General features: G+C 35.7%; 9 protein-coding genes and 11 tRNA genes. 6 read left to right on the top strand and 14 right to left on the bottom strand.

What is annotated here, in order from left to right; all coding sequences use genetic code 11:
- Window position 1: 1 nt before the first annotated feature.
- Window positions 2-580, top strand: a complete 579-nt coding sequence (locus tag DK861_RS08995) for a 4Fe-4S dicluster domain-containing protein (protein WP_006533391.1) — start codon at window positions 2-4, stop codon at window positions 578-580.
- On the top strand, window positions 577-1,356 hold the full coding sequence (phsC, locus tag DK861_RS08990; protein WP_109399868.1) for a thiosulfate reductase cytochrome B subunit: 780 nt from the start codon (window positions 577-579) through the stop codon (window positions 1,354-1,356). Before DK861_RS08995 ends, phsC begins: the two co-directional genes overlap by 4 nt.
- A 971-nt stretch (window positions 1,357-2,327) precedes the next feature.
- Here the strand turns inward: phsC and DK861_RS08985 are convergent.
- From DK861_RS08985 to DK861_RS08940, 10 genes are all read right to left on the bottom strand, one after another.
- Entirely contained in the window at window positions 2,328-2,630 is a 303-nt protein-coding gene (locus tag DK861_RS08985) for a helix-turn-helix transcriptional regulator (RefSeq protein WP_006533394.1), read from the bottom strand.
- A gap of 2,130 nt (window positions 2,631-4,760) precedes the next feature.
- Window positions 4,761-4,836: transfer RNA gene (locus DK861_RS08980), tRNA-Val, on the bottom strand.
- Between the two features lie 14 nt (window positions 4,837-4,850).
- Window positions 4,851-4,926: transfer RNA gene (locus DK861_RS08975), tRNA-Lys, on the bottom strand.
- Window positions 4,927-4,967: 41 nt separating this feature from the next.
- A tRNA-Lys gene (locus DK861_RS08970) sits at window positions 4,968-5,043 on the bottom strand.
- Between the two features lie 38 nt (window positions 5,044-5,081).
- A tRNA-Lys gene (locus DK861_RS08965) sits at window positions 5,082-5,157 on the bottom strand.
- A gap of 41 nt (window positions 5,158-5,198) precedes the next feature.
- Window positions 5,199-5,274: transfer RNA gene (locus DK861_RS08960), tRNA-Lys, on the bottom strand.
- Window positions 5,275-5,315: 41 nt separating this feature from the next.
- A tRNA-Lys gene (locus DK861_RS08955) sits at window positions 5,316-5,391 on the bottom strand.
- 41 nt (window positions 5,392-5,432) lie between these two features.
- A tRNA-Val gene (locus DK861_RS08950) sits at window positions 5,433-5,508 on the bottom strand.
- A 43-nt stretch (window positions 5,509-5,551) separates the two neighbouring features.
- A tRNA-Val gene (locus tag DK861_RS08945) sits at window positions 5,552-5,627 on the bottom strand.
- A gap of 39 nt (window positions 5,628-5,666) precedes the next feature.
- Window positions 5,667-5,742 (bottom strand) — tRNA-Val (locus DK861_RS08940).
- Window positions 5,743-6,061: 319 nt separating this feature from the next.
- On the opposite strand from DK861_RS08940, the gene gltX reads away from it, so the two are divergent.
- The 3 genes from gltX (at window position 6,062) to DK861_RS08925 (ending at window position 7,817) form a co-directional block, all read left to right on the top strand.
- Complete coding sequence (gene gltX / locus DK861_RS08935; RefSeq protein WP_006533395.1) at window positions 6,062-7,480, top strand: glutamate--tRNA ligase; 1,419 nt, start codon at window positions 6,062-6,064, stop codon at window positions 7,478-7,480.
- A gap of 158 nt (window positions 7,481-7,638) precedes the next feature.
- Window positions 7,639-7,714, top strand: a tRNA-Ala gene (locus DK861_RS08930).
- Between the two features lie 27 nt (window positions 7,715-7,741).
- Window positions 7,742-7,817, top strand: a tRNA-Ala gene (locus tag DK861_RS08925).
- A 65-nt stretch (window positions 7,818-7,882) separates the two neighbouring features.
- On the opposite strand, the gene DK861_RS08920 is transcribed toward DK861_RS08925, so the two are convergent.
- Entirely contained in the window at window positions 7,883-8,635 is a 753-nt protein-coding gene (locus tag DK861_RS08920) for an SDR family NAD(P)-dependent oxidoreductase (protein WP_109399920.1), read from the bottom strand.
- Window positions 8,636-8,818: 183 nt separating this feature from the next.
- Between DK861_RS08920 and DK861_RS08915 the strand changes: the two genes are divergently transcribed.
- Window positions 8,819-9,259, top strand: a complete 441-nt coding sequence (locus DK861_RS08915) for a MarR family transcriptional regulator (RefSeq protein ID WP_109399867.1) — start codon at window positions 8,819-8,821, stop codon at window positions 9,257-9,259.
- A gap of 2 nt (window positions 9,260-9,261) precedes the next feature.
- Here DK861_RS08915 and DK861_RS08910 read toward each other — a convergent pair whose 3' ends face one another.
- The 3 genes from DK861_RS08910 to ligA all read right to left on the bottom strand — a co-directional run bounded on the left by DK861_RS08910 (window position 9,262) and on the right by ligA (window position 13,088).
- Window positions 9,262-9,477, bottom strand: a complete 216-nt coding sequence (locus tag DK861_RS08910) for a DUF3820 family protein (protein ID WP_072063220.1) — start codon at window positions 9,475-9,477, stop codon at window positions 9,262-9,264.
- A gap of 170 nt (window positions 9,478-9,647) precedes the next feature.
- On the bottom strand, window positions 9,648-10,832 hold the full coding sequence (locus tag DK861_RS08905; protein WP_006533399.1) for a NupC/NupG family nucleoside CNT transporter: 1,185 nt from the start codon (window positions 10,830-10,832) through the stop codon (window positions 9,648-9,650).
- A gap of 228 nt (window positions 10,833-11,060) precedes the next feature.
- Window positions 11,061-13,088, bottom strand: coding sequence for an NAD-dependent DNA ligase LigA (gene ligA, locus DK861_RS08900; RefSeq protein WP_109399866.1), 2,028 nt, complete (start codon window positions 13,086-13,088; stop codon window positions 11,061-11,063).
- Between the last annotated feature and the right edge of the window lie 117 nt (window positions 13,089-13,205).

Here is a 13,205-nt window from a genome sequence, read left to right as displayed (position 1 = left end):
GATGAACAATAATGATAAACAATTTGTCATGTTACATGATGAGAAACGTTGTATTGGCTGCCAAGCTTGTACTGTTGCGTGTAAAGTCATCAATGACATTCCAGAAGGATTTAGCCGACTTCAAGTCCAAATACAGGGTCCTCATAATGATGAAGCAGGCCATCCTCATTACCAATTTTTCCGTGTTTCTTGCCAACACTGTGAAGATGCGCCTTGTGTTTCTGTTTGCCCTACTGGTGCCTCTTTTATTGATGAAAATGGTATCGTTCAGGTGAAAAAAGAGCTGTGTATTGGCTGTGATTACTGTGTTGGTGCTTGTCCTTACCATGTTCGTTATATCAACCCAGTGACACATATCGCAGACAAATGTAACTTCTGTTCTGATACTCGATTAGCTGAGGGAGAATTACCCGCATGCGTATCAGTATGCCCAACAGATGCACTTGCTTTTGGTCGCATCGACTCACCTGAAATTCAGGCTTGGATCAAACAAAAATCCGTTTATCAATACCAATTAGATAATGTCGGAAAACCGAGTTTATTCCGTCGTAAAGAAATCCATCAGGGAGATAAAGCATGACTAGTATCTGGGGAGCAGAACTCCATTATACGCCAGATTATTGGCCTGTATGGTTAATCGCAGCTGGTTTATTAATCGTTGCTATGATAACAGTATTAGTTATTCATGGTTTACTACGCTATGCCCTTGCACCAAAACACGCTGGTCATTATGAAGAAGAACGTGTTTATTTATACTCCAAAGCAATTCGTTTTTGGCACTGGGGTAATGCTTTACTGTTTATCCTATTGCTATTAAGTGGCTTTTTAGGGCATTTCTCTATCGGCAATGTTACATCAATGGTGCTGTTACATAAGATCTGTGGTTTTGTTCTTATCGCGTTCTGGATTGGTTTTATTTTTATCAATCTAACAACTAATAACGGTGTACATTACAAAGTAAAATTTAACGGATTAATTGGTCGTTGTATCAAACAAGCTCGCTTTTATCTTTACGGTATAATGAAAGGCGAACCACATCCTTTCGCTGCAACTGAAACTGATAAGTTTAACCCACTTCAACAACTCGCTTACTTAGGTGTGATGTTTGGTTTAGTGCCACTGTTACTTGTTACTGGATTATTATGTTTATATCCAGAAGTACTTGGCTATGGCTATTGGATGTTAAAAGCACACTTAGTTTTAGGTATTGTGGCATTAATGTTTATTTGTGCACATTTCTATTTATGTACACTGGGTGATACTTTTACTCAAACATTCCGTAGCATGATCGATGGTCATCATCGCCATCAGAAACATGAAGATCATGGCTCCATAGCAGAAAAAACAGAACATTAATTTCTCAATATTTCTTCTGTTACATTTCATTTCCTAAAATGCCCGTTTAAACGGGCATTTTTTGATCCTAATTCAGAGTTTCATAACCTTTTTTGTAACAAGGAAGCTATCTAATGCACAAATGACAACGCTAAAAAATATGCCTAAATGACAATCTATTACTGCGATACATAAAGACCGAATTTATACAAATCGTAAAGGCTTGTGTTAGTAGCGTCGTCAAACTGCAGAGAGATCTTACCATTTTTATGATTAATAAATGTTTTATACCCAGAACAAGCAAAGCATATTAATCTATCTAAATAATCCTAACAGGTCTATAAAGCATTTTTAATATCCACTCAACCGACCAGCAACTAAATCATATTCTTAAACTGCTCAAAGACTTATTGTTACTACCTTTTCATCTCGATCAAAAGGCAACAATAATCTATCCTGATATGATATTAACTATCATTATCATAAATAGTCATTTAATGATAATACTTAACTTTTGATCTGATAACCTATTTTCACCAATACGTATATTTTGCATTTATCATATTAAATGGATTTTTTAATTTATTGATGTGAAAAACATAAATTATACGTTTAATAGCTTCAAAAATGTTACCAGGAGGTAAAATTGTGGTAGGTAATATAAGAGGTAATTTTATGAGTAGCTTATTCTAAACAAGCATCAATTAGCTATTTTTTCTCATACTAATAAATATGATAATATATTTCTCTAAGCATGAAGATTTTAGTTCATTTACAATATAATTATTCTTCTTTTTGTAAAAATTAAAAATATTTATCTCTATAAACATAAAATGCCCTAATAAGGGCATTTATTTCATATAGAGACTTCATTTCATCCGCTAAGATAATTCTTATTATCAACTAACTAAAGAGAAACATTTGTATATAAGAATTATCTTACTCAATTTAGCTATTCTAAAATGAGTTATTTTCTAATTTAAAAAATATTATTAGAAAATAGAAAGAGCCTTGCTATCGAAATGAGCTGGAATATGTTGTTCATTTAGCTCAGTTTCTTGAGCCATTCCGCCAGTTACTTCTTCAAAGAAGCTACCAATATTAACACCTAGTACTTCAAGTACTTTAACTAAGCAATCAATATCAATACGGTTTACACCACGCTCATAACGAAATAACTGTTGTTCACTAATATCAATTTCTTTTGCTAACTGAAATACAGTATAACCTTGAGATTTTCTTAATGACTTAATTTTTTGTCCAACAGCATAAGCGACTGGATACTTGCTACTCATAATATTGTTCTCGCTTTTCACTTTGATTGATATCTAATTTATAATGGTGTATTCCTGCGCAATAATATATAAAAACATATATTATTGATGACACCTTTTTGTTTTAATAAAATATTATTTTTAGTAGATAAGAAATATTACAATTCAAAACATGACTTATCATATGTAAATAATATACTACGCATTTAAACACTTTCAACCAGTCAAAAAAAGATAGTGCAGGTGCAATGATTTACTCGTACTAGTAAACAATACTTAGGATGATGGTATGTTTCCTTTATTTTCATATAGTTGAAATATTTTACTTATAAAATCACGTTTTTTTTTCCTTAAATTTTACTCATTAATTAGAATTATTATCTATAATTATATTAATTTAAAGTATGATTATTGGTATTGTGTAAAAATAAATCAAGTTATGTCAGACTAATTTATTTAAAATAATAAATTAACCTCATAAAGGTAACGATTTTTTTATTTTTATTAACTAGCTTAATTAAAATCAATGAAATCTGATGAGTTTATAAAAAAGTCTATATTATATTTTAATATCATAATGTTACGAGATTTACACTAAAATATAGATATAAATCACATTTTAAACATTTGTTAATTAATTTATATAAGCATAAACACTTACTCTTTCAGCTAAATATATTTCATACTCCTCAATTCTTTATTACACGAGAATAAATAAAGAATAGACCTAATTACTCATTTTTTTGAATTTTTATTAATAAATAACTTATTTTAAGTTTCAGTTATATTGAAAATCTTCTTTATAAAATAGAGAAAAAACGAATATTAATATATTGTTTATCAGTAAGTTATTCAAAGAGCATACTTATTATCATAAAAAGTGGTCTTGTTATGACGACACAATATTATTCTTTCTTTTTCACTCAAATACGCACATTTAGTACACTGCAAAAACAGAGTAATCAATACCTCTTAAGTTAAATTCACAAAGGAATAAACTGTTAAATATCAACTTTAGCATGATCTAATTTTGTTAATAAAAATAAAAATCAATTATTTTATATCCTAAGTAATCACACTTACACTGTATAAGAGTTATCCATAGGATAAAATAAACATTAATATTTTTATATAATTTATATTCCTGCTAGATGCTCAAATTTCTCCATTTTTCATAAAAAATGAAATTAACCACTCTAGGACAAATCAATTACTGATAAAATGAGTGATTTTTGCTTTATATCATTTATGATCCAGTGCATTATTATGCAAACATTGATAAACATCAAATTTTAAATCCAATCTATTTTAAATTAAACGTTAAGTAAATTCTCTCATTTTGTCGTATCTTTAGAAAAGAAGATAAACTATAAAACCCAATTTTTATCTTTTAATCTTCTGAACTTTTCCTTAAAAAGGGAGTGCCAAATATTTTTCAATAGTGACTTAAAATGTTTTAACTTGCTCATTTTATGAGAGATATTGCTCATAAAAATGCTCAAATAATTTATAACAGTGTATTTAAGGTTGTTTAATTTTATGAATAAACTAGGAAAACCTATATTTATGCTCAAGAGGAGTAGATATTTCCTTTTTGATTAGAGTAATTTTTTTATATTTTCAGAATAAAACTTGGTCTCTATTCAAAAATAAATACATATCTTCTATTAAGTTAGAACCCTGCTCTAAAATGATTAACTTAACAATAAAAGAACGACTTATTTTTAAGCACTTCAATTTAAATGATAAATCATGGTTGGATGTAAAAAAGTGTAATAAAGAATCCGACTTATGCCCCTTTTCACAGAAAGCGCAATGCAATAATAAGTTAAAACAATCTTAGAAACGCATAACTAGGAAAGCATACACGTGTAAGAATACACAGTGCGATGAGCAAAGTAATAAACGGCTGACACAAAGACAACAATTAATGTCCAAAAATATGACTAGATTGCATCACACAGCTATTAAAAACCAAATGACTCTTGTGGATTATTTTATAAAAACGCAGGGAAAATAAAGAAGAAGGTATAACGAAGAAATAANACTAGATTGCATCACACAGCTATTAAAAACCAAATGACTCTTGTGGATTATTTTATAAAAACGCAGGGAAAATAAAGAAGAAGGTATAACGAAGAAATAAAGAAGTGGTGGGCGGTATTGGGCTCGAACCAACGACCTCCTCCTTGTAAGGGAGATGCTCTACCAACTGAGCTAACCGCCCGCTGAACTATTAAATGGTGGGTCGTGGGCGATTCGAACGCCCGACCAATTGATTAAAAGTCAACTGCTCTACCGACTGAGCTAACGACCCGTTTAATAATTTTTGCGTAAATCTGTAAGTAGCTTTGTGAATGGTGGGTCGTGGGCGATTCGAACGCCCGACCAATTGATTAAAAGTCAACTGCTCTACCGACTGAGCTAACGACCCGTCACAATGTTCACTACTTTATGTTGTATTCTTAGGAATGGTGGGTCGTGGGCGATTCGAACGCCCGACCAATTGATTAAAAGTCAACTGCTCTACCGACTGAGCTAACGACCCGTTAAATAATTTTTGCGTAAATCTGTAAGTAGCTTTGTGGATGGTGGGTCGTGGGCGATTCGAACGCCCGACCAATTGATTAAAAGTCAACTGCTCTACCGACTGAGCTAACGACCCGTTAAATAATTTTTGCGTAAATCTGTAAGTAGCTTTGTGGATGGTGGGTCGTGGGCGATTCGAACGCCCGACCAATTGATTAAAAGTCAACTGCTCTACCGACTGAGCTAACGACCCATACCTAATTATGTGATATTGCGCGAAATAACCGAATGAAGTGGTGGGCGGTATTGGGCTCGAACCAACGACCTCCTCCTTGTAAGGGAGATGCTCTACCAACTGAGCTAACCGCCCACTTCATGATGACTAAATTCTCACTACCACGCTTTAATGTAATTGGTGGGCGGTATTGGGCTCGAACCAACGACCTCCTCCTTGTAAGGGAGATGCTCTACCAACTGAGCTAACCGCCCAATCACACTAAATCATACAACTTATCACAACGAAAATAATGGTGGGCGGTATTGGGCTCGAACCAACGACCTCCTCCTTGTAAGGGAGATGCTCTACCAACTGAGCTAACCGCCCGTCGTGATGGGGTGCATTATAGGGATACTGCGCTATGAGTCAACGATTTTTATCAGTTTTTTATTGTGAAAATGATCGTTCGTTTTATTTTTAGTCAAGATGCTTTTTTTAGCATCATAAGTGATACAGCAATTAACCAAAATAATCCTACGGGTACTCTTCGTCAAACAAAAAATCATCAATTTGAAAATTTTATCTCTGTTAAAGGCTTAATGCCATTGAGGAATTAACATCCAGTGATAAAATGAGGTAACCATTTCGTTTTTTTGATAATCACGATTACTTATCTATATAAGTAAGACGTACAAAGGCAATCCCAATGAGTAAAATAAAAACCCGTTTTGCACCAAGTCCTACTGGCTATCTACATGTTGGTGGTGCGCGTACCGCACTTTATTCCTGGTTATATAGCCGTCACAATAAGGGCGAATTTGTACTGCGTATAGAAGATACCGACTTAGAACGTTCTACTCAGCCAGCCATCGATGCAATCATGGACGGTATGAATTGGTTAAATCTGAATTGGGATGAAGGTCCTTATTATCAGACTAAACGCTTCGATCGCTATAACCAAGTGATTGATCAAATGTTATCTGCGGGTACTGCATACCGTTGCTATTGCTCTAAAGAGCGTTTAGAACAGCTACGCGAAGATCAAATGGCCAAAGGTGAAAAACCGCGTTACGATGGTTGTTGCCGTGGTGGTAACCATAATCACAGCGCTGATGAGCCTCATGTTGTGCGTTTCTTAAACCCTCAGGAAGGTTCTGTTATTTTTGATGACAAAATTCGTGGCCCAATTGAATTTAGTAACCAAGAGCTTGACGATCTAATTATTCGTCGTACTGATGGGTCTCCAACTTATAACTTCTGTGTTGTTATTGATGACTGGGATATGGAAATCACTCACGTTATTCGTGGTGAAGATCATATCAACAACACACCTCGCCAAATCAATATTCTCAAAGCATTAGGTGCGCCTGTACCAGAATATGCTCACGTATCAATGATTTTAGGTGATGATGGTAAAAAATTATCTAAACGTTATAACGCTGTCAGCGTAATGCAATATCGTGATGAAGGCTATTTACCAGAAGCACTATTAAACTACTTAGTACGTTTAGGTTGGTCTCATGGTGACCAAGAGATCTTTACTATTGATGAAATGATTGAACACTTCACATTAGAAGCTATCAGTAAATCAGCCAGTGCATTTAATACTGATAAACTACTTTGGTTAAACCATCACTACATCAATACATTGCCAGCAGAGAAAGTCGCTGTTCATTTAGATTGGCATATCAAACAACAAAATATAGATACCAGTAATGGCCCATCATTAGTTGAACTGATCAAATTATTAGGCGAACGCTGTAAAACATTAAAAGAGATGGCTGAAAGTTGCCATTACTTCTATGTTGATTTCGAGAACTTTGAAGAAACAGCTGCGAAAAAACATTTACGCCCAGTTGCTCGTCAACCATTAGAAGTTGTTCGCGATAAATTATCAGCAATTACAGAGTGGACAGCTGAAAATATTCACCAAGCTATTCAAGATACCGCTGATGAATTGGAAATCGGTATGGGTAAAGTGGGTATGCCATTACGTGTTGCTGTAACGGGTGCCGGCCAATCTCCAGGCTTAGATGTTACTGTTCATGCTATTGGTAAAACACGGAGTATTGCACGTATTAATAAAGCATTAGACTTTATTACTGAAAGAGAAAACCAAGCTTAATTTACTCATTAATCTTGCTTATCAAGAAAGATACATTCCTAAAATAGGGAATGTATCTTTTTTTTTGTACTCTTTTTCAGCAATCAATAAATAATGTGAGATTAACTGATTGACAGTATTGTGCTTGTTGCCTATTATCAAGCCCGTTCCAGTATGTTGGGGCTATAGCTCAGTTGGGAGAGCGCTTGCATGGCATGCAAGAGGTCAGCGGTTCGATCCCGCTTAGCTCCACCAATATACTTCTAGAACAATCCAATATGTGGGGTTATAGCTCAGTTGGGAGAGCGCTTGCATGGCATGCAAGAGGTCAACGGTTCGATCCCGTTTAGCTCCACCAGAATTTTAAGATCCTGAAGAGAAATCTTCGGGATTTTTTGTTTTCTACTCTCCCTTTATTTATTTCTACTGTGCAGTGTAACCGCCATCAATGGCATAAAACGCTCCTGTTGAGAAACTGCTCTCATCTGAAAGTAAAAAAGCAACCGTTTTAGCGACTTCCTCTCTAGTTGCCATTCTTTTCATTGGGTGTGTATTTGCCATCCATTCACGAACTTCGTTAGGTAGCATTTGCATTCTTGGCGTATCAACATACCCAGGCCCAATAGCATTGATCCTTATTCCTTTATCTGCAAACTCAAGCGCAGCTGAACGTGTGATCCCTAATACGGCGTGTTTAGCTGCTGTATATGCTGAAATACCCGCAATTCCCACGATGCCATTAGATGAAGAAAGATTCACAATACTCCCTCCCCCACTTTTTAATATTGCGGGTATACCATATTTCAAGCCATAAAATACGCCATTAACATCGGTATCTATTACTGCTTTCCAATCTTCAATCTCATAATCCACAATAGACGTATTATGAGGCCCCGTGATCCCTGCATTATTAACCAAGCCATGTAATGCTCCAGCTTGAGACATAACAGCCTCAATCATTTTTTCGACTTGAGAAGATGAGGTCATATCAGCCTGTAAAGCAATCACTTTCTCGCCTGTTATATCAATAGAACGTGCGGTTTTTATTACTTGCTCTAAATGCCTACCTGTAATGAAAACCGTCGCACCACGTTGAAATAGTAACTGTGCAATACCTTCACCTACACCAGTACTTGCACCAGTGACTAAAATCACTCTACCTTTAAAATAATCCATCATTTCGACTGTACCTCTTATCAATGACATCAGTTTCTATCAAGCAACCGTAAAATAATTAACCAAAGTTAACTATAAACCATAATATTTGATTAACTTTAGTTAATCAATATAAAGTTTGTTCAAAATGAATGACCTGATAATATTAACTTTAGTTAATATAATTCATGAGATGGCGTATTTATGGAAAAATGTGAATTAGAAAATGCATTGTCATTATTACAATGTACATTAGTCGCGCAGCGAACTCGTTATACCCCAGAGCAAGTCACCTGGGGTCAATATGATATTTTGGAATTATTACGCTTACGAGGTGACTTAACCCCTTCTCAATTGAGTGATTCTTTGGCTATTTCAAGACAAAATTTGTCAAAATTTATGCGAGGATTAAAATCATTAGGATTTATTGCACAAAAACGTTCTGAAAAAGATAAGCGTGAATTTATTACCCATTTAACTGATGAAGGTCACGCTTTTTTAGCAAGAGCAGCATTAGGTCGAAAACAAAATGCTGAAAAAATAAGTAAATGTTTAACGCTCGGAGAACAAACATTATTTATTGAATTAAGTCAGAAAATTATTAATGCATTAACACCTGAAAAATCCGGTATAGATAATAATTAACATCATCGCTTTAAGGGCTTTAATAGTCCTTCTAAGCCTTCAATTTTAATTGCAAGGGTCATCTCCATGAGTTGCCCTAATTTTCCTTCAGGGAACTGTCCTTTCTTAGCAAACCATAATAAATACTCTTCAGGTAAATCAACTAACATTCGCCCTTTGTACTTACCAAATGGCATTTGTGTGTTTGCTATATCAATAAGATGCTGTTTCTCTAACATGTTCTCTACCACATTGCCCTTGAAGAAATAGTTCCGATTATAGGGTAATTTAAAGATAAAAAAAGCAGTACCCAAAGGTACTGCTTGATTTTCTGTTACTTGATTAACAAATGATGCAATTTACATTGTTATTTTATTCACATGCTACCTATCTATTGTATCTTCCAAGATTAAACAAACAGACCTGCGATAGCTGCGGATAAGAAGCTTACTAATGTAGAACCAAACAGTAATTTCAAACCGAAACGAGAAACAACGTTTCCTTGTACTTCGTTTAAACCTTTAATCGCACCTGCCACAATCCCGATTGAAGAGAAGTTAGCAAATGAAACTAAGAATACAGACAAGATACCAACAGAACGCGGTGAAATTTCAGCAGCAATATCTTGTAAGCTACCCATTGCAACGAATTCGTTAGACACTAGTTTAGTTGCCATAACACTACCAACACGTAATGCATCTTGCTCTGGAACACCAATAACCCATGCTAATGGATAAAAAACGTAACCTAAGCAATCTTGGAAGCTAATACCAAAAATCATGCTGAAAATTGCATTCACTGCAGCAATTAAGGCAATGAACCCAATCAGCATTGCAGCTACGATTAACGCAACTTTGAAACCAGCTAGAATGTATTCACCTAACATTTCAAAGAAGCTTTGACCTTCATGAAGATTACCCATTTGAATATCTTCTTCATTCTCAACAGAATATGGGTTAATCACCGAAAGGACGATAAAGGTACTGAACATATTCAGTACTAGAGCAGCAACAACGTATTTTGGATCTAACATTGTCATGTATGCTCCAACAATTGACATTGATACTGTCGACATTGCTGTTGCAGCCATAGTGTACATACGACGCTGAGACATTTTGCCTAAAACATCTTTATAAGCAATAAAGTTCTCTGATTGACCAAGAACTAATGAGCTCACTGCGTTGAATGATTCCAGTTTCCCCATACCATTCACTTTAGAAAGCACTGTACCGATAATACGGATCACGAAAGGTAATACTTTGATATGCTGAAGAATACCAATTAATGCAGAAATAAAGATAATTGGACATAAAACATTCAGGAAGAAGAATGCTAAACCACCTTTCATCATGCCACCGAATACGAACTCAGTACCTTGCGCGGCATAACCTAATAAGTGATCAAATAATCCAGCGAATCCACGAACAAAGCCCTCACCAACATCAGAGTTGAGGAAAAACCATGCTAATGCGATTTCAATAACTAATAACTGCACGATATAACGCAGACGGATCCCTTTGCGATTGTTACTCGCAATGAATGCTAATGCGCCAATAACGGCGAGTGCTAAAACGAAGTGAATGATAGAAGACATGCATGCTCCAAAAATAAAAATAAATCTTGTAGAGCATTTTATGTAACGCGTAACATTACGATGTGATTTTTGTCACAATACTATGAAACCATATACACACTATTTATTAAATAAGATAGGTTGATCACATTTTCAAAGTTACTTAAGGAACATTAAATGTACATTTAGCTTAAGTAAAAAATGCTACTAGGAAGGTTTTCCAGTAGCATTTATTAAATAGTAGAATGATTATTTCGATTGATCAAGTAATCGTATCATTTCATCTTCATCGATAACAGTTATCCCTAATTCATTAGCTTTCACTAACTTAGAGCCAGCCGCTTCACCCGCAATCACCATGTCAGTTTTTTTAGAAACACTTCCACTCACTTTTGCACCTAATGCAACTAATCTGTCTTTTGCTTCATCACGGGTTAATTGTGAAAGTGATCCAGTTAACACGACAGTTTTACCTGCAAAAGGATTTTCACCCACTTCATGAGTCACAATAATAGGTGCTTGCCATGTAATACCAGCATCATTGATCAATTGATCAATAACCGTTCTATTGTGTTCCTCTTGGAAGAAATTAACGACATGTTTAGCCACGATATCGCCTACATCAGGGACTAATTTTAGCGCTTCAACATCCGCATTTCGTAATGCTTCAAGCGTAGAAAAATGGGCGGTTAATCCACTTGCCGTTGCTTCACCGACTTCTCTAATTCCGAGAGCATAAATAAAACGCGCAAATGTCGTTGATTTAGCCTTGTCTAAAGCAGTGATCAATTTTTTTGCTGATTTTTCACCCATTCGCTCTAAACCAGATAGGATTTTTTCATCTAAACGAAAAAGATCTGCTGGCGTTTTGACATACTCTTTTTCAACCAATTGGTCGATAATTTTATCGCCCATACCATCGACATCCATCGCACGACGAGAAACAAAATGCTTAAGTGCTTCTTTACGTTGTGCACCACAAATTAATCCTCCTGTACAACGCGCTACCGCTTCGCCTTCAATACGTTCTATATCAGATTGGCAAATTGGGCATTGCGTTGGAAAAATAATCTCTTGTGCATCAGCTGGACGTTTCTCTTCGATCACACTAACAACCTGAGGAATAACATCACCTGCTCGACGAATAACCACCGTATCGCCAATGCGTATCCCTAAGCGTTCAATTTCATCAGCATTGTGTAATGTAGCATTACTCACAACAACACCAGCAACTTGTACCGGCTCTAAACGAGCAACAGGGGTAATTGCTCCAGTACGCCCAACTTGAAATTCGACATCTTTGATAATCGTCATTTGCTCTTGAGCTTGAAATTTATAAGCAATAGCCCAACGTGGTGCTCTTGAGACAAAACCTAGCTCTTCTTGCAGAGCAATATCATCCACCTTAATAACGACACCATCGATATCAAAGCCTAAGTTAGGGCGAATTTCTTCTACATGATGGTAAAAATCAAGTACTGCTTTGCTACCTGTGCAAAGTTTAACAGCATCACTAACGGGCAATCCCCATTTTTTAAACTGTTGTAGGCGCGCATAATGGCTTGTTGGTAATTCTCCACCTTCGAGTACCCCGACACCATAACAGAAAAAGGTTAATGGGCGTTTTGCTGTGATACGGGGATCAAGCTGTCTTAATGAGCCGGCTGCAGCATTACGAGGGTTAGCAAAAACTTTTCCACCTGTGCGACGAGCTTCCTCATTTAAATATTCAAACCCTTTTTCATTCATAAAGACTTCGCCACGGATCTCAATACGAGCAGGAATATTTTCACCATATAAACGTAATGGAATGGCTTTTATCGTTCTTACATTCTCAGTGATATTTTCCCCTGTTGTACCATCACCACGCGTTGCAGCTTGTACTAATACTCCATTTTCATAAAGTAAACTGACGGCCAATCCATCCAATTTTAATTCACAGCAGAAAGTAATCTCTTCACTATTTTTTAAACGATCACGTAAGCGCTTATCAAACGCCAGATAGCTTGTTTCATCAAAAGCATTATCTAAGGAGAGCATCGGAATTTCATGTCTCACTTGCTCAAATGCAGTTAGAGGCAAGGCACCAACTCGCTGTGTAGGCGAATCAGAGGTAATTAATTCAGGATATTCAGCTTCTAATGCTTTTAGCTCATTCATTAAGCGATCGTATTCAGCATCAGGTATTTCAGGTGCGTCCATGACATGATAGAGATATTCATGGTGACGTAGAGTAACGCGAAGTTTATCAATTTTTTGTTGGGTGTTTTTATTCATGATTATCACCAAAGAAGAAAAACCCCCGCAAGCGGGGGTATTTTTACAGATATATACTCTAAATAATTCCAGGTGCAGCTAGGCGACAAGTAAATGAATCGCTAGGAGCATTCATCA

The organism is Proteus sp. TJ1640, from assembly GCF_003144445.1.
Classification (GTDB): domain Bacteria; phylum Pseudomonadota; class Gammaproteobacteria; order Enterobacterales; family Enterobacteriaceae; genus Proteus; species Proteus penneri.
The sequence above is the reverse complement of the archived record's forward strand: the minus strand, read 5'-3'. Positions and strand labels throughout refer to the sequence as shown.